The sequence below is a fragment of the Paenibacillus taichungensis genome (assembly GCF_003287275.1).
Taxonomy (GTDB): domain Bacteria; phylum Bacillota; class Bacilli; order Paenibacillales; family Paenibacillaceae; genus Paenibacillus; species Paenibacillus taichungensis_A.
In genome coordinates, this window is the sequence record NZ_QEVW01000006.1 from 423,886 (window position 1) to 441,541 (window position 17,656).

Here is a 17,656-nt window from a genome sequence, read left to right on the forward strand (position 1 = left end):
CTGAACTTCTACTTACTTTGCCGTTAAATCTTCATACAGCCTGATTGTCTCCTGCTCCGGTTGATGTCCCAGTTCTTCAAGCAGGGTCAGCGTGAATGAATGATATATTCTGAGTATGGCTTGTTGATCACCCATGGATGCACATACTCTCATCATTAAGCGGCAGATCTCTTCGGCATATGGCTCCCGTTCCTGTAGTTCGTTCAACTGCTCCATGGCTTCCTTACCCCGTCCATGCTCCATATCCCATTCGGCGATATCCATAACCAGTCCTACATATTTACTTCTCAGTTCTCTGGCTTTGGCTTGAGCCCAGCGATAATCATGCTCCTCCAGATAATCACCACGGTAGAGCGGGACGATATCCCGCAGTTGATCGACATTGTCTGAGTTAACGGTATCATATGCCATACCTTGCTCGAATTGCTCTACATCACTCACCAGATTACCCGATAACAAACGATAGCGGTTCATGTTGTATTCCAGCTTGCCCGTCATATTCCATTCCTTCAACAGTTTGCGTATCTGATAAACGGAAGTATGCAGATGCGTTAGCCCCTTCTCTTGTGAGACATCCGCCCACAGCTTATCGAGCAGAATCTCTTTGCTTACCCAATCCCCTCTATGGTGAAACAAAAAAGCAAACAGTTCTTGCGATTTGGCTGTACGCCATTTGTGCTTCTGTGCTTCCTGATCCAGGCTTCGGTAGATATCCAGATGTTTAAAAGTAAGCAATCCAGGCACACGGGTATCCAACTCCGCAGCCTCAGATTCCAGAACCTCAGCAGTTGCAGCAACCTGAGGGGATGAGGCTATCATCCCTGCGGCAATACGATCGATCGTTTTGCCAAGCCTCGCTGAACTTACCGGCTTCAGCACATAATCCAGCGCCTGAAGCTCAAAGGCTTCAACCGCATGATCCGCGTAAGCCGTTATAAATATAATGTGAATACTGCTGTCCAATTGCTGTATATATTCAGCCGCTTCCAGTCCATTCATTTCGGGCATGCCAATGTCCAGAAACACTACGTCCACACGCTCTTTTGCCAGAAAATCCAGACCGGCACGGGCTGTTGAAAAACACTGCACGGGTCTAATCCGCCCATCCGATCGTAACAGGCGCTCCAGATGAAGCTGTGCCGGTTTCTCATCATCGATTACAATGGCTTTCATCGTTCTTCCAGCCTCCTGCCGTGAATTATTCAATGGAAATACCGGTTATCTTGGCATCTGCTTAATAGTCTGTTAACCAAATCCGCCCAAAACATCCCATTATTTAGAACTATCTCTATTCTCCATAGGTATGTGAAACCGTATTAGCGTTCCTTTCCCCGTATGACTCTGAATCTCCAGCCCTTGCCCATATAAGGACAACAGGCGTCGATTAATATTCTGTAGACCTACACCTCCAGGACCTTCAGTTCGCCCTGAATTTACCTGAGCCAAACGCTCAGGAGGTATGCCTACACCATCATCCTGTACCACAATGACAATATGCTCATTTTCCCTGGTAATACCAAGGTTAACCGTGCCGCCTGCAGCACGCTCCATTACTCCGTGACGAATGGCATTCTCCACAAGCGGTTGAATGCTGAGTGGTGGCAAGTAAAGACGCACATCGGGGTCAATATCATAATGGACCACCAAACGTTCCTCAAACCGCGCTTGTTCCAGATGTACATAGGACTCCACTAACTCCAATTCCTTCGCGAGCGGAACCAGTTGGTCGCGGTTCTGGAAGTCAAAACTTCCCCGCAGATAGTGACTCAGTTCAATAAGCAGATCGGTCGCTTTGTCCGGATTGACGGAACACGTAGCAATAATGACGTTGAGCGCGTTATATAGAAAGTGCGGTTTGATCTGGGCCTGCAAGAAAGCCATTTCCGTACGAATAACTTCCTGTACCGAGGTACGCATCTCAATTAACGTCCTTACCCGGGCACGCAGTTCACCTGCATCCACAGGTTTGCTCAGAAAATCATTTGCTCCCGCCTGAAAGCCCATTTTGATGTCCTCAGGCAGCCCCCGAGCTGTCAACATCAGAATTGGCAGTTCAGACAAGGAACTGTTCTCACGCAGTTTGCGACACAACTCAAGCCCGGACATTCGCGGCATCATCCAGTCTGTAATGACAAGATCAATAGATGGGTGCTCTTCACGAAGCTTCAGTGCTGCTGCCCCACTATCCGCTACAATGACACGGTAACGTTCCGTTGATAACAGATTGAACAACACTTGTCGATTCACGGGATCATCGTCCACAATCAGAATTGTATGCTCTGCTTCCAGAATATCATCTGTCTCATCCCAATCCATTGCTGCTGTCGTATCCTGTGCTCTTGTTTCTTGGGTACATACATATCGGGCTGCAACAGGCCTCGAACTCGCTTGCAGCAAAGGAAACTGCACAATAGGCAGGGTAAAATGAAATGTCGAACCTTCACCTGGCTCTGATTCTACCCAGATGGTCCCTCCCCCAAGCTCGACCAGTTTGCGAGTGATACTCAGCCCAAGACCAGTTCCTCCGTTAACCCTCTCACTTGTTCCATTGCCCTGTTCGTAAGACTGAAATATGTCTTCCAGTTTATCTGGAGTGATACCAACACCTGTATCGGCGACAGATACCGTCACCAGAGCTCCATCCACACGGGCATAGAGTCGAATCTCTCCCTGCTTCGTATACTTATATGCATTGCCCAGCAGATTGTACAGAATCTGTCTCAGGCGATCCTCGTCCGCTTCAACCAACGGCAACGATGGTGGCCATTGCTGAATCAGCACAATCGGTTTATCTTCAAAGGTAAAACCAGAGACTTCAACAACCGTTCGGGCAACGGACTCGAGGTCCACAGCACTCCGTTTTAATTCAATTTCACCATTTTTGAGCTTGGAAAAATCCAAAATATCGTTTACCAGCAGTGAAAGCCGCTTTCCAGTTGAGGTGATCATGGACAGATTTTTGGCCTGCTTGGGTGTGACCGCCCCAGCCGCCCCTTCCAGCATCGATTGAGCAATATTAATAATGCCATGTAGGGGAGTTCTCAGTTCATGTGACGTATTGGCCATAAACTCATCCTTGAGAATGTCAATGGCAAGCAAACGTTCAGACAACGCTTCAACTTCACGGAATGATTGCGCGAACCGGGTCGCTGTTAGGATCATCTGTGCAAAGACGAATAACAGAAGCTCATACAGCGCAAGAAATGTCGTATCCACGGTGGTGAAAGCACCAACGGTGTGCAGCACAACCACCATAAATATACTCATCATGCTCATTAGGACAAAATGACCGTCATTCGGTTGCTTTTTCAGCCAATGAAGCATGGCTCGCAGTGTGTAACCAATCACCACAAGTGAAATCAGCAGCATGGGCAGCTCCAACAATGAGAATAGAACAGGAGACAATGTAAGGCCTACCATGCATTGGACAATTACCAGAACCACACCCAAGCGAACAAACCATTGATGTACCGCTCCAGGTACAAGTGCATCCATATAACGTAACAAGTAATAATACGCAAGAGCCGCGCTGAGTAATTGAAGCCGCAGTATTTCATTATTCGATAAAAACGGTAACAAGGTTCCCAGTAACTTCTCTCCATGTGTCAATGCGTACATCGCACCGGACAGGCTGAATAATCCCAGATACCGAAGCTCTTTTTCACTGCGCCGCAACCGGAAGAGCATCAGGAAGAAGGCCGCTGGCAGAATAAACCCGAACAGTGTCATCAGATCCTTGAGCCAGTCCTGCTGTTGGCCTTTCAGAATGCTGTGCTCGTCTCCGAACAAAATGGATGCAACAATGCCTCCAGACGAGTAGCTGTAATTGGATACCTGAATGATAATATCTGCAACGTCGCCTTCTATGGAAGTAAATCCCGTAAAAGGCAAATTGAGCTGAATGTCGGTATTTCGTGTTGTACCTGGCAGCCCTTTGCCGCCAATCTCTTTGCCATCTATAAATAAACGATGAGCCATACGGATATTTTGAGTGCGGATTCCATAATCGTTCTTCTCTGCTCTAGGGGGAATTCGAACACGTAAATGATAGGTCCCATACCCGTGCGCCTCTCCAAGAGTCCCATTCCACCGGGATGGGACATGGATAGGGACAGGCTTGGAAAGTGGCTTTCGTCCGGATACATCCGCCTCAAAATCAACGGGCGTCAACAATTGGCCCGGATAGAAATCCCAAGTACCATTCAGGGATGCAGCCCCATGCCTGTCGAAGTTCCAGCTGGTCAGGTCCATGACCCCATCCCTTGCATGAGGGTTGCCGCGCTCGATAATTAACGTTTGTATAATGGATCCCAGAGGAAAGACAACAATACATATAAAGCTAATGGTGAGCATAATCCAGTGTTTTCTCATCTATGTAATCCTTCCGCCCCCATGGCGAGAGACGTCTAATTTTGTCGTTTTATACCTATAACTCCATGTTACACGTTTCTGTTGCTGACGGAAATAGTTCTTACATGATATTTTAACGCCAAAAAAGCCACAGGCTCAGCTACCGGAATGCAGACCGGAGTATGACCTGTGACTTTTTGAATTTGTTGACTATGTGTTTTCTTTCTCGTTTCCTTAAGCTTTTCCAACGACCTGAGCCAGTTTCTGCACGATGCCAGCCCAACCCTGCTCCATCCGTTCACGAACCATGGCATGAGCTTGTCCAAATTCAGTCAGTTTGTCCGCGTCCCAACCACTGTGAATCAATGTAAAGTCAGTGTCTTGTCCTTGCTCCGTCAGTTCAAACGTCAGCGTCCAATCCTTACCCCATTGGAATGACAGCTTGTGTGGCGGCTGAACTTCCGTGACTTTGCACGGTGATTTTCCAAAGGGTCCTGCTTCCAATATAAATTCATGCCCTTCCACCGGCTCCAGATTACTTGGCATAAACCAAGATTCCAACCCCTTCGACGTGGATACAATCGCCCATACTTTCTCTACAGGTGCGTGAAGTATTAGTTGTTCCCGAATATCTGGTAATGCACTTGAAGATTCCATGATATCTCTCCTTCTAAATGGATATAACTCATTGTTCAAGATTAGATGTTCTGTGTCAAATATATTCTGCTAACAACAGGTACTCTGTTGACCATCATTGAAGACAAACCTATAATTGGAACATATTACATAAAAGGTGTGTGATTCCTTATGATAGTCTGCTCTGAAAATTTCAATTCCAACCGTTGCCGGAAGGGATAAACATTTCGTAGCTATTCCCTTCCACATTCACATTCTTATTCTAATTATGTTGTGGAGGAAACGTTACATGTCTTTTAGTTATTATGGTCCGTTATGTACCGAGGTTTATAATGCCACCAAACCCGTTGGCCAATCCCTTGAAGGCGATATTGAATTTTACCGTGATTATCTGATGAACTGCAATGGACGCATCCTGGAAGCGATGTCCGGTTCAGGTCGAATGCTGATTCCATTACTTGAGGCTGGTTTGAATGTAGATGGTCTTGATTATTCAACGGATATGCTCGATTCATGCCGGGCTCTTTGCGCCAAGCGGGGATTGCCCATGCCTGAATTGTTCACTGCTGATCTGGAGACGCTTCATCTTCCTTATCGGTATGAAGTCATTATCATCGCCGCAGGCTCACTACTGCTTATTCAAGACAGACAGGCTTCCATAAAGGCCTTGCGTAATCTGTATCAACATCTGGAACCGGGAGGCCGACTTGTGCTGGACCTCTTTTTACCAGACGTAACGAATACGACTTCACACTACTCAGTTACCTCGACTGTTCAATTACCGGATGGCGATACGATTACAATGGAGAGCAAAGACATCGAAGTCAATATGCTTCAGCAGTACAAAGTAAGTCTGATTCGCTACGAAAAGTGGCGCCATGGCACCCTCATAGCCACAGAATTGCAACAGCTTGCATTACGTTGGTACGGTGTGGAGGAGCTGCGCATGATTCTGGAACAGATCGGTTTCATCGACGTTGTTGTATATGCCGACTTCGATCCCGACCAGGCACCCTCGCGTTCTGATCAGAAATATGTGTTTGAAGCGACACGAGGACTACCCTCGGAAGTGATTTCACTTTCCAATCAAGGCACTAATTGCAGCGAATAGCAGCTGCTCGGTTCGTTAGATTGTAATGACACCAAAAGGGATGTCCTCCGTCATGTTCATGACTTATGGGACATCCCTTTATAATGACATTTATATAAATGTTCTAATTAAGATCAGTATCCACGGGAATATGGCTGTGCAATAGCCGCTTTATCTTTGCTAACACCCAGTTCCAGAGCTGCATGAGTCGCCCAGTAAGGATCGCGCAGCATGCCTCTGCCAACCGCGACCAGATCTGCATCACCGTTGCCTATAACTGCTTGAGCCAGAGCTGAATCCTCAAGCATGCCTACCGCAATGACAGGAACATTCAGTTCTTCACGGAAACGACGAGCAAAAGGCACTTGGTAACCAGGGTAGTTACCCGGTTTACGTTGTCCGGATGGTCCTTCGCCACCTGAGCTAATGTGGAACATATCCACGCCTGCTGCCTGATAGGCACGGGAAATTTCAATGGTATGATCAATGTCATACCCGCCATCAGCGTATTCCACTGCTGAAATCCGCATAATCAGCGGCATATCTTCCGGCATTTCTTTTTTCACTGCACGAATAATTTCGACACCAAAACGGGAAAGATCCTGTCCATACTCATCCTCACGATGGTTCATCAGTGGAGAATGGAATTGGTGAATGAGGTAACCATGTGCACCATGCAGCTCAATGGCATCGACTCCGGCAGCTACTGCACGGCGTACACCGTCCGCAAACTTCTGTACCATGGCTTGTGTTTCCTCAGTAGTTAAAGCGTGTGGTGTATTGTAGCTCTCTCCAGGGAAAGTAACTACCGATGGAGCTACAGGCTGCACCGCATCCTCCGCTTTACGTCCGGCATGCGCAATCTGGATGGCCACCTTGGAGCCATAAGCGTGAATGCCATCCACCAGCTTGGTAAAGGCAGGAATGTGTTCGTCTGACCAGATGCCCAGATCATTGTCGGTAATGCGTCCGTCCGGATCAACATCCGTCATCTCGATCACGATCAACCCTGTACCCCCAACCGCACGACTTACATAGTGTACCTGATGCCAATCGTTCGGAATACCGTCTTTGGCAGTAACGGAATATTGGCACATCGGTGCCATGACGACACGGTTATTTAGTTGAAGTCCCTTGAATTGATACGGGGAAAATAATTTCTCTGTCATTTCAATTACATCTCCTATTCAATATGATGATATATGTTGAGGCAATTCCTTGTTTTCCAGATCGGAAAACAGCTGCCCATGCTTGCCGCAGTTGTCCTGCTCCAAATCCTCAATAACCATTATGAACCTAACCTATAGAAATACAAGTACGTACTTTTTTGTGAGATAGTACCCTTTTTTATACCTAGTTGACCCTTTCCTCTGATGCATTCACCACAACTCGAAATGACCCCAAAACATGATATGATAGCCATACAGACATACAGGTTATACTATACCCAACTATATTAAACCGAGCCGAAGGAGCGATTACTGGTGAAAGATATTTTAATTCAAAGACTGACAACCTATGCTCAAATGGATACACAATCCGATGAAAATAGTGAGACTTGCCCTTCCACACCAGGCCAGCTGGTCTTGGGTAAATACCTGGTTGAAGAATGCAAATCCATTGGATTGCAGGAAGTGACCATGGATGATAACGGCTACGTAATGGCGACATTGCCATCCAACACAGACAAGGAGGTCCCAGTGATCGGTTTCCTCGCTCATCTGGATACCGCAACCGACTTTACAGGCAAAGATGTCAAACCACAGGTCATTGACAACTATGATGGACAGGACATTGTTCTGAATCAGGAATTGGATGTGGTGTTATCCACCACTGATTTCCCGGAACTGCGTGAATATAAAGGCCACACTCTGATTACAACAGACGGCACAACACTGCTCGGTGCGGACAATAAAGCCGGCATTACCGAGATCATGACGGCGATGGCCTACCTGATTGAACACCCCGAAATAAAACACGGAAAGATTCGTGTTGCTTTTACCCCGGATGAAGAGATTGGCCGTGGGCCGCATAAGTTCGATGTCCCTGTTTTTGGAGCCAAATATGCCTACACGGTGGACGGCGGCCCCCTTGGCGAACTGGAATACGAAAGTTTCAACGCGGCTGCTGCCAAAATCACAGTACGGGGCACCAACGTGCACCCCGGCACAGCCAAAAACAAGATGGTCAATTCCGCTAAAATTGCAATGGAGTTGAATCGCCGATTGCCTGCGGAGGAAGCTCCCGAATTCACAGAAGGTTATGAAGGATTCTATCATTTGTTATCTATCGAGGGAGACGTCGAACTGACCAAGATGAGCTACATCATCAGGGACTTTGACCGGGAGAAGTTTGAGAAACGTAAAGCGTATTTGTTGGATGTCGTAAGCGAATTGAAAGGCAAATATGGTGAGAAAAGCATCTCCATTGAATTAAATGATCAATACTATAACATGCGTGAAAAAATCGAACCTGTGCGCCAGATCGTCGATATTGCACACGAAGCGATGACTCGCCTTGATATCGAACCTGTCATTCGCCCAATTCGGGGAGGCACAGACGGTTCCCAGCTCTCGTACATGGGTATGCCTACACCCAATATCTTCACAGGCGGAGAGAACTATCACGGCAAATTCGAATATGTATCGGTGGATAATATGGTTAAGGCCACACAGGTCATCGTGGAAATCGCTCAATTATTCGAACAGCGTGGAGATGTTTAATCCGTATCTAGATCAATAGAACGACAAAGAAAAAAACCTCCACCTGACAGGTGGAGGCAACGGACACCCCCTTGCCTGAAGAGAGGGTGTCTTTACATTTTTGCCGTACAACAGTTGTGAAAGCAATGCCATCTTAACCTTATTTATTCGTACATATTACCTCCCGCAATTTCACGTAACTGCTCCAGATTGCAGATGACAATGTTGCGCTGTTCTTTGCGGATGATATCACGATCGCGGAGGTCATGAATGACCCGGTTCAAGTGTCTATAGCTCGTTCCCAGCATATCCGCCAGCTCTGTCAGTTTAGAGGTCTGGATTTCTTCCGTGATCTGCTCTCCTTGCTCCATCGTGGACAACAAATAGCTTGCAAAACGGCTCTCGACGGGATAGAGCAGGTTGAGACTCGACAGATTCGAGAAGGTATATAATTTGTGGGTCACATGGCTAAGCATAAAATGAAGAAACTTCGGGTTTTCAGCATATGTATTCTTGAGGTAGCGATAGCTTACACCGAGCAGTAAGCTTTTGTTGACGGATTCCACCGTGTTTTTGGCTTCCTTGCCATTGACCAGCTCCAGATCACCTACCAGCGCAGGCGGCATACTGAAACGAAGTAACAAGGACTTGCCATTGGGCAGTGTTGTATAAATCTTAAGTTTACCTTGGACGAGAAAATATAATCGTTCGGGACATTCACCTTTGGCACATATAATCTCGCCTTTGGAAGCTTCGAGCAACCTTAATTCAGCAAGCGCAGGTTCGTCGAGCACCTGATCCAGGCCATGCTCACGCGCAAGCTGGCGCAGCAATTCAAAGTCCATAATTTCTCTCATCTCGGATACCCCCTCTGTGTGAATCTACATATACAATGGACACATGTCCCATAAACGATATAGGTTCGTACAAATATCTTGATATAAAAATAGTTACAACTAGATTTTATATCCAATACATTCATTTAAATGGGAAATATTTTAAGATTCAGCCTTCAAAATGACAATATTTTATGAAAAAAGAAGTACATGATAGCGCACTCTTATCCGATGAAAGATAAAGCAATAAGCATAGTTACAACTGCTAATTAGAATTCAAATAATGAAAGGATGGTTCTACCTGTTATGAACGTTGTAGATGCTCTTTTGAAAGTAATGCCTTATATCCGAATGATTCTTAGAGAACCAGCCAGTCTAACGGTGTATGATCACGAGAAAGTACTGTATTCTGTCTCCACTGATAAGTTCAATCTCGGATTCAACGAAGGCGATCCTCTCTTGGATGGATATAAGAACTTCACCGCTCTCACGAACGGAAACGAAGCCTCCCTCACCCACCTGCCGGCAGAATACTACGGTATCGAACTGGATGTCCTTAATATTCCGATCTTTGATGATAATCATCAGGTCGTTGCTATTTTCTGCGTATCGTATGATCAATCGAACCAGAATCAGCTTGAAGCTATTATACAAGAAAACCAAACGATTAACGGAAACCTGGTTGAAATGGTCCAGCACGTTGCCGCTCATGCGGAAGAATTGCAGGCCACCAGCGAACAGATCCTGGAGAATACACGCCTGGCGGTAAAAAATTCGTCTCAGATCAACAAGGTTGCCGGGTTCATTCGTGAAATCTCGGAACAGACCAACTTGCTTGGGCTCAATGCCGCTATCGAAGCTGCGCGTGTAGGTGAAGCGGGGGCAGGCTTTGGTGTGGTCGCAACGGAAGTGCGCAAACTTTCTGTCGATGCCAAACAGGCTACCAGCGATATCGATATTAGCTTGAAAGATGTACAACAGGTGATCAAACAGATGGAAGTCGAAGTTTCTCAAATTGCCGCTTCTTCTCAGGAGCAAGCGACGCTTGTATCTTCCTTTACGGATGTCATCGAGAAGCTGAATGAAGCAGGGGAACGCATGAAAGCTCTGTCTGAGCAGCTCATCAGTTACTCTGTGAACGATTAAGAAAACGTGCATCTCCCTATGGGAGGTTACCCTTTCCCTCAAAGATAGCTGAACACTAACTACTTTATATGTAATAAACAGGACTTAGAATCGCCGTCCCTGTGACGGACATTCCAAGTCCTGTTTCATTTGTCTTTTTATCGTGGTGTACGTGGAGTTCCCACTACCTCGGCCTCCGACTCCCAGCATTCGACTTCGCCCGGAATGTGAATACGATCCCGAGTAAAGATCGGATCACGTCCTTCGGCCTTTTGTTTCTTGTAATCCTTCAGCGCATCGAATGTCACCTTGGACAGCATCAGGATGGCAATTAGATTCACCACAACCATCAGACCCATGAACAGGTCGGCCAGATCCCATACCAGCTGTACCTTGGCAATAGCACCGAACAGTACCATCGCGATGACACACACACGGTATACCCACAGCCATACTTTATTGGATTTGATAAACTCAATATTGGTTTCCCCGTAGTAATAATTCCCGATGAGCGTACTAAAGGCAAACAGGAACACCATCACTGCCAAAAATCCGGACGCCCATGAACCTATATGCACACTTAATGCCGCTTGAGTTAATTCAATCCCGCCCAGATTGGAACCTTTGTACACGCCTGATAACAAAATAATCATGGCCGTGCTTGTACAAATAACCAGGGTATCCGTCAACACGCCAAATGCCTGAATAAGACCTTGTTTAACCGGATGCGTTGTATCCGCCGTAGCGGCAGCATTCGGTGCACTACCCATACCCGCCTCATTGGAGAACAAACCACGTTTGACACCATTCATCAGCGCGGCTCCAAGTGTACCACCCGCGACCTGTTCAATGCCGAAGGCATTTTTCACAATCAGCGCAATCATGGCCGGAAGTTGTGTAATGTTCGACAGAACAACAAATGCAGCAACGCCAATGTACAGTACAGCAAGAACAACGACGATGTATTCGGACGCCTTTGCAATCCGTTTAACACCACCCATAATGATTCCTGCGAATACAACGGCCATAATTATGCCTACAGTCAACCGATCGATGCCGAAAGAATTTTTGAATGCGACTGTAATCGTGTTGGACTGCACAGCATTAAAGACCAAACCGAACGACAACGTAATGAGAATTGCGAACAATATCCCCATCCATCGTTTCCCGAGGCCACGCTCCATATAATAAGCCGGCCCTCCGCGGAATCCGCCCTTATCTTTGATTTTATAAATTTGGGCAAGCGTACTCTCCACAAAACTCGAAGCCGCACCAAAAATTGCGATAACCCACATCCAGAATACAGCCCCTGGTCCCCCCAGTGCGATTGCCAGTGCTATACCGGTAATATTCCCGGTCCCCACGCGGGCTGCCATACTGATACAGAATGCCTGAAACGGCGAAATTTTGCCGGGCTCCTTACTTTTTGGCTCCTTGAGCACTTTCACCATATCCCCAATCATGCGGAATTGCATGAACCGGGTCTTGGTCGTAAAATACAAACCACATACGACCAACAAGATGATTAACAGCTTGGACCACAGAAAATCATTGAAAACTGCAATAATATCTTGTATTGTTTGCTCCATTGGCTATGCCCCTTTTCGTTGATGGTTCGTTAAAAAAGCGTTCCCCAGCTGTATGACTGAGCGAAAAATTCTCATACTACTTCATAGAGGCATGCAGTTCTATCGCATCAGACGGACAGATCCCTGTTGCAGTACGATAGTTAAGAGATCGTTTGCACCATTCTGCACATCTCGGAATCCATACTTTCGGATGTTACCTATACTACAGGGACATCTACGGAAATCGACAAATACCTACACGGAAACATTTAAATTTTTTATAAATAAGCAACGTTTATCCATTCACTGTCACTTTATCTGACATATTCGTCAGCATACACGGGTCTTCACATCGGGATATACAACCAAGTATGATAATAGAGGTCATGAATAGCAGGGAAAGATCATTATAGATACAGAGAACGAACTATATAGGAGTAAAACTTAATCAGAAAGGAGGACCACGTAAATGCGTTATTTTATAGTGGATGATGATCCAGGGGTTCGATCCATGCTAATGGATATTATTGAAGATGAGGGGCTCGGTGAGATTGTGGGAGAAGCCGAAGATGGGGCTCATATTCATGCTGAACTGTTGGAGCTGCATAAGGTGGATGTACTGCTGATTGATCTGCTCATGCCGCAGCGAGACGGGATCCAGACGATACGTGCACTTGAAGGAAGGTTCGATGGCAAGATCGTGATGATCTCCCAGATTGAGTCGAAAAATATGATTGGGGAAGCCTATTCGCTTGGCATCGAATACTATATTACGAAGCCGATTAATCGGCTGGAGATCCTGTCTGTTCTGCGTCTGGTGGACGAGCGTCTGCGTATGCAGCAATCCATCGCAGATATTCAGCGTACGCTGCAAGGGCTGTCCAGACTGCAATCTTCCGAACGTTCTACAACACCGGCTCCCGACAAAACGATTACAACAGCAGGGCATTTCCTGCTATCCGAAATGGGCATGATCGGAGAAGCAGGCAGCAGAGATCTGCTGGACATGCTGGAATACCTGGAGCAGATTGAAACGGAGGAACATAAACTCTCTCCATACACATTCCCGTCCCTGAAGGATATCTTCCAGAATGTAGCCATACGCAAACTGGGTTCCGATGCCTCACCAGCGGAAGTAACCAAGGAGATTAAAGCATCTGAGCAGCGCGTTCGTCGTGCAATTTTCCAAACATTAAGCCATGTCGTATCGCTCGGACTCACGGATTATACACATCCGAAGTTCGAGAATTACGCGTCGAAGTTTTTTGACTTTACGGAGATTCGCAAGAAAATGCTGGAACTGCAAAACAATGTGGAACCCTCCTTATCCCAGACCCGCATTAACACGAAAAAGTTCGTTCAGGTACTGTATCTGGAAGCCAAGCGGCTGTTGCATTAAGGAGTAAACAAAAAAACATGCGCTCATGATTGAACTGGAATGATACAGCATTCGTTCTTCCTGCTGCCTATTCCAGCTATTATCATGTGCGCATGATTGCAAAAAATAGCTCATCTATTTCCATCAAGCCCTCGGCTTGCTTAGATTCATTCGATTATACTCATTGATCAGTTCATCCAGAACCATGGACTGCTGAAGCACATCGGGATGTCCAAATCTACCCTCGTTATGCTCTACCAACATATGAAGGTTATGTCTGGCTTTCTCTATTTGATTTTTCAATTCCAAACTCATAACCATCGCGTCTGATCCCTCCTTTATTTCTGTGTTACATTTTAGGTTTTCCTGTCAATCTATAGTTGGATTAACATATGGCATAGTTCGCATGGATGTTTTGTATCCTTCTCCAATTTTTGAAAGTCTCTATAGCCATCCCTAGAAGACGTTGAGAAAATGGCTATGCAACGCCTAATTCAAGGCTCGCTTACAATTTCACGAGCAAATTTCCCCCACTAACTTCATATTCAAACAGTTGTGTCATTATTGTGTATGTTAAAAAATCAAAAAAACACCTCTCGATCTGCAGGCTTACCCAAGGAGTTACCCTGTATCGATAAAGAGGTGCTTCTTCGTTAGTTCACGTTATTCTCCACCAAAAAACCAATCTCTTCGTTCTTGATCTCTAACACAAGCCTCACAAGTGATCGGATAATGGTCCAAAAGGTAATAAAATCCCTTTTCATACGTAATTCATTCAGGTACAATAGGGCGATGTGTGTGTCCGGACCAGGCGGATACGAAATACGAAGTATAGAGGACGGTTCAGTTCGAACGAATCATCCTGATTTGATTATTTGGAGGCTCATCAACACCATGCAAACCGATTCACAGACTAAAGTCAAAATCATAAACGCCGATCCCAGCGCGATGGGATTATTTGGGTTGGCCATCGTCACTCTGGTCGCTTCCTCCCAAAAGCTTGGCATCACAGACGGCCTTAGCTACGCCATTCCTTGGGCGATTTTCCTAGGAGCTTTTGCCCAGTTGTTCGCTTGTATTCAAGATTCCAAACGTAACAATACCTTTGGCACAACTGCCTTCGGCGCATATGCATTCTTCTGGTTCGCCATGGGTGCCAACTGGCTGATCAAAATGGGCGTGTTTGGCTCCACTCTTGCGGAACAGGCAGATGGCAAGCAGCTCGGATTTGCTTTTGCCGGATATCTCGTGTTCACCCTATTCATGACGCTGGGTGCCGTTGAGGCCAACAAAGTATTGCTCATCATTTTCATTCTCATTGACTTCCTGTTCCTTGGCCTGACCTTTGACGCTTTCGGCGTAGCTCCTCATATCTTCCATACCATCGCAGCTTATGCTGAAATGGGAATCGGAATCGTGTCGTTGTACGGCACAGGTGCTTCCGTACTGAACGCTCACTTCGGCTATACATTCTTGCCCATCGGCAAGCCGGCTGGCATTTTCAGACCCAAGGCTTAATATACAGCATCAAACCGCCAGCGCGCCGGTCCGCGCCTGGCGGTTTTTTTGAATCATGCTTCACTTGAATAGGGATACAGCTTCTTTTTTACTTTTTACCATTTTTTTATTTCTTTTTTCTAAAAAAAAGTATAATATTAACATTTGATATACAACGTTCTACTAGGTGAGGGAGTTTATAACAAATGAGAAACAAAGCAAGATCCGCAGTTTTATCCTTAGCACTAGCCGCAACTTTGGCGATTCCAGCAGTAGTTAGCGCTTATAACGTCCAGCTAAATCCGGCAGATGAGACAACGCCACCAATTGTTACTCCGTTCTCTGTTGGTAACCAACAGCCGCTCACAACTGTGAGCGCTGCTACTTCTATCGTCCCCGCTTATTTCTCGGTTCCAGCTGGTTACGGACATGGTAAATTCTACTTCCTAAACAATGGAACAAGCAATCTAACTGTTACGATGACACACTCATCAGGATTAGAGTATATTGCAGCTACTGTTAAGCCGGGAGCAGCATATACTTGGAGAAGCACGGCGGATTATCCGCAAGGTATGCGCGGTGGTGATTATACCATCTCATTCCATTGTTCCAGTGGTGTAAATGCAAAGTGGTCTGCATTCGCTTCCAATAGCGTCACTGAAGCTAACGCATAAAACATTAAAATCCGTTACGACTGATTATTCACAAAAAAGGATTCGAGGCCATTATCGGCAGCTCGAATCCTTTTTTGTGTCATTCGATATGTAACAGTGTATGACAGTCTATTATATCGGTACATCAGACGGCATGTCGTCGACGCTAGAAGCGCCCTAGCTTCCGATAATATCGGTGAACGAACAGGACTCAAGCAGTCGGCTATTGCCCGTCTGGAGAGCTCCGCGCAGATTCCGCGCTTCGATACGCTCCAGAAGGTGGCTTTTGCGCTTGGCTTGCGCTTTGAACTGGTTCCTGATGGCGAGGAAGAAGTGACCGACACCTATACTAGAACTAACATATAGAGAGGATGGACGCGGCATATCTTGCAGCGTCCATCAGCCATACTGTCAGGAGGACTACAAAGAATGAGAGAGATACCTAAACCTACGGAATTAGATCAAGTGGAGAGAAAGTATGTTCGCGAAACACGTTGTTTCAAGACGGCAAGAGTATTTCCAACCGATGTAAATAACCATAATACCTTGTTTGGCGGCAAACTCATGTCCTATATCGATGACATTGCATCCATCGCCGCATCCAAGTTGTGCCGGGTAAATACCGTTACGGCTTCGACCGATTCGGTCGATTTCTTGTATCCGATTAATCCAACAGATTCGGTAACGTTGGAATCCTTCGCATCGTGGACTGGACGAAGTTCGATGGAGATTTTTGTGAAGGTGATCCGTGAGGATTTGAAGACGGGGGAGAAAAAGATTGCAGCGACCGCATTCCTCACCTTTGTCGCTTTGGATGAAAATAACCGTAAACTCATTGTTCCTCGCATCATTCCGGAGACGGAGGAAGAGAAGAAATTATACGAGACTGCTCCAGCTCGGGCGGCCATGCGGAAACAACGGCGAGAAGAAAGCAAGAACTTCGCCGACTTCCTCACCGTTAGTTATCCCTGGGAATAAAAGAACCGAGCACGCTATTCAGTCCTGAAGCATACGTTCATGAATGGTCCGGCCCTTCTGCCCTGGTTCAATCAGGAGACGGGTCGGTTTGATGTTAATTAACGCGGTCAGCTGTTCTCCCATGTAGTGGGAAGAATACTTGAAACCAATCTCCGCCCAATGCATAATCACACCAACGGTTGCAGATACCAGGTAACTTAGCATGATGTCGTAATTAATAGTGTAGTTACTATCTTCGGTCACCAATATAAAATCTTCGGTTAAATATGTTCTGAACATGTTGCAGAGTCTGGTTCCCATATCCCCATGCATCGTCATCAAGGCCCGAAAGATATCTTGATGTGCTTCAATATATTCAAATACAGGCATCGTTGATGGCAGCAACGCCGTCATATCCACTTCTTTTAACTCCGCATATGGTGACGCATAAGCTTGCCCCACACCCTGCATGAAATCATCCAGAATAAATTGCAGTAGCTCGGGCTTGCCTGGAAAATGTAAATAGAACGTTCCCCGGTTGTAATCCGCCCGCTCCGTAATGTCACGAATCGTGACGGCTTCAGCTCCCTTTTCCAATATCAAAGACACTGTCGCAGCAATGATGGCATCCTGCGTTCTTCGTGCCCTCCGATCCTGAGGGTGTTCGATAATCAACATTTCCACCTCCTCTGTCCATTATTGTAACCTAAATGAACACCGCTTACATCCCTGTCCGATAGCTGACATATGCGATGTCAATGATGATTGTCACATTTCTATGTATATCTTAACATTAAGACAGGAACGATAGACAACAGGTTGAACGTTTACTCACAGTTCACCTGATTTCATTTTATAAGGAGC

Annotated in this window: 16 protein-coding genes; 8 read left to right on the top strand and 8 right to left on the bottom strand. The window is 46.1% G+C overall.

The genetic code is table 11. From position 1 onward, the window contains the following. Positions 1 to 12: 12 nt before the first annotated feature. The 3 genes from DC345_RS11080 to DC345_RS11090 all read right to left on the bottom strand — a co-directional run bounded on the left by DC345_RS11080 (position 13) and on the right by DC345_RS11090 (position 5,007). Positions 13 to 1,173, bottom strand: coding sequence for a response regulator (locus DC345_RS11080; protein ID WP_113053130.1), 1,161 nt, complete (start codon positions 1,171 to 1,173; stop codon positions 13 to 15). Between the two features lie 99 nt (positions 1,174 to 1,272). Further along, a complete protein-coding gene (locus tag DC345_RS11085) occupies positions 1,273 to 4,371 on the bottom strand; it encodes an ATP-binding protein (RefSeq protein WP_113053131.1) in 3,099 nt (1,032 codons plus the stop codon). Between the two features lie 213 nt (positions 4,372 to 4,584). Then, a complete protein-coding gene (locus tag DC345_RS11090) occupies positions 4,585 to 5,007 on the bottom strand; it encodes an SRPBCC family protein (RefSeq protein WP_113053132.1) in 423 nt (140 codons plus the stop codon). Between the two features lie 268 nt (positions 5,008 to 5,275). Here DC345_RS11090 and DC345_RS11095 point away from each other — a divergent pair, with 268 nt between their 5' ends. Further along, positions 5,276 to 6,097, top strand: coding sequence for a class I SAM-dependent methyltransferase (locus tag DC345_RS11095; RefSeq protein WP_113053133.1), 822 nt, complete (start codon positions 5,276 to 5,278; stop codon positions 6,095 to 6,097). Positions 6,098 to 6,210: 113 nt separating this feature from the next. On the opposite strand, the gene DC345_RS11100 is transcribed toward DC345_RS11095, so the two are convergent. Then, positions 6,211 to 7,245, bottom strand: coding sequence for an NADH:flavin oxidoreductase/NADH oxidase (locus DC345_RS11100; protein WP_113053134.1), 1,035 nt, complete (start codon positions 7,243 to 7,245; stop codon positions 6,211 to 6,213). 315 nt (positions 7,246 to 7,560) lie between these two features. Between DC345_RS11100 and pepT the strand changes: the two genes are divergently transcribed. Continuing rightward, positions 7,561 to 8,799, top strand: coding sequence for a peptidase T (gene pepT, locus DC345_RS11105; RefSeq protein ID WP_113053135.1), 1,239 nt, complete (start codon positions 7,561 to 7,563; stop codon positions 8,797 to 8,799). A 143-nt stretch (positions 8,800 to 8,942) separates the two neighbouring features. Here pepT and DC345_RS11110 read toward each other — a convergent pair whose 3' ends face one another. Continuing rightward, positions 8,943 to 9,635, bottom strand: a complete 693-nt coding sequence (locus DC345_RS11110) for a Crp/Fnr family transcriptional regulator (protein WP_113053136.1) — start codon at positions 9,633 to 9,635, stop codon at positions 8,943 to 8,945. 666 nt (positions 9,636 to 10,301) lie between these two features. On the opposite strand from DC345_RS11110, the gene DC345_RS32420 reads away from it, so the two are divergent. After that, positions 10,302 to 10,760, top strand: coding sequence for a methyl-accepting chemotaxis protein (locus DC345_RS32420; RefSeq protein ID WP_371121638.1), 459 nt, complete (start codon positions 10,302 to 10,304; stop codon positions 10,758 to 10,760). Between the two features lie 137 nt (positions 10,761 to 10,897). Here DC345_RS32420 and DC345_RS11120 read toward each other — a convergent pair whose 3' ends face one another. Then, positions 10,898 to 12,328, bottom strand: coding sequence for an alanine/glycine:cation symporter family protein (locus tag DC345_RS11120; protein ID WP_113053138.1), 1,431 nt, complete (start codon positions 12,326 to 12,328; stop codon positions 10,898 to 10,900). Between the two features lie 448 nt (positions 12,329 to 12,776). On the opposite strand from DC345_RS11120, the gene DC345_RS11125 reads away from it, so the two are divergent. Beyond that, positions 12,777 to 13,706: a response regulator gene (locus DC345_RS11125; protein ID WP_113053139.1), complete on the top strand. Its 930-nt coding sequence runs from the start codon at positions 12,777 to 12,779 to the stop codon at positions 13,704 to 13,706. Positions 13,707 to 13,829: 123 nt separating this feature from the next. On the opposite strand, the gene DC345_RS11130 is transcribed toward DC345_RS11125, so the two are convergent. Next, complete coding sequence (locus tag DC345_RS11130) at positions 13,830 to 14,006, bottom strand: aspartyl-phosphate phosphatase Spo0E family protein (RefSeq protein WP_024629767.1); 177 nt, start codon at positions 14,004 to 14,006, stop codon at positions 13,830 to 13,832. A gap of 573 nt (positions 14,007 to 14,579) precedes the next feature. Between DC345_RS11130 and DC345_RS11135 the strand changes: the two genes are divergently transcribed. The 4 genes from DC345_RS11135 to DC345_RS11150 all read left to right on the top strand — a co-directional run bounded on the left by DC345_RS11135 (position 14,580) and on the right by DC345_RS11150 (position 16,813). Further along, positions 14,580 to 15,203: an acetate uptake transporter gene (locus tag DC345_RS11135; RefSeq protein ID WP_063567767.1), complete on the top strand. Its 624-nt coding sequence runs from the start codon at positions 14,580 to 14,582 to the stop codon at positions 15,201 to 15,203. A 236-nt stretch (positions 15,204 to 15,439) separates the two neighbouring features. Next, positions 15,440 to 15,856, top strand: coding sequence for a hypothetical protein (locus DC345_RS11140; RefSeq protein ID WP_181586558.1), 417 nt, complete (start codon positions 15,440 to 15,442; stop codon positions 15,854 to 15,856). A 96-nt stretch (positions 15,857 to 15,952) separates the two neighbouring features. Further along, entirely contained in the window at positions 15,953 to 16,201 is a 249-nt protein-coding gene (locus DC345_RS11145) for a helix-turn-helix domain-containing protein (RefSeq protein WP_258530618.1), read from the top strand. 99 nt (positions 16,202 to 16,300) lie between these two features. Then, positions 16,301 to 16,813, top strand: coding sequence for an acyl-CoA thioesterase (locus DC345_RS11150; protein ID WP_024629762.1), 513 nt, complete (start codon positions 16,301 to 16,303; stop codon positions 16,811 to 16,813). Between the two features lie 18 nt (positions 16,814 to 16,831). Here the strand turns inward: DC345_RS11150 and DC345_RS11155 are convergent, their stop codons facing one another. Continuing rightward, the gene (locus DC345_RS11155) at positions 16,832 to 17,467 is read right to left on the bottom strand and encodes a TetR/AcrR family transcriptional regulator (RefSeq protein ID WP_181586559.1); all 636 of its coding nucleotides are present in this window, start codon (positions 17,465 to 17,467) and stop codon (positions 16,832 to 16,834) included. Between the last annotated feature and the right edge of the window lie 189 nt (positions 17,468 to 17,656).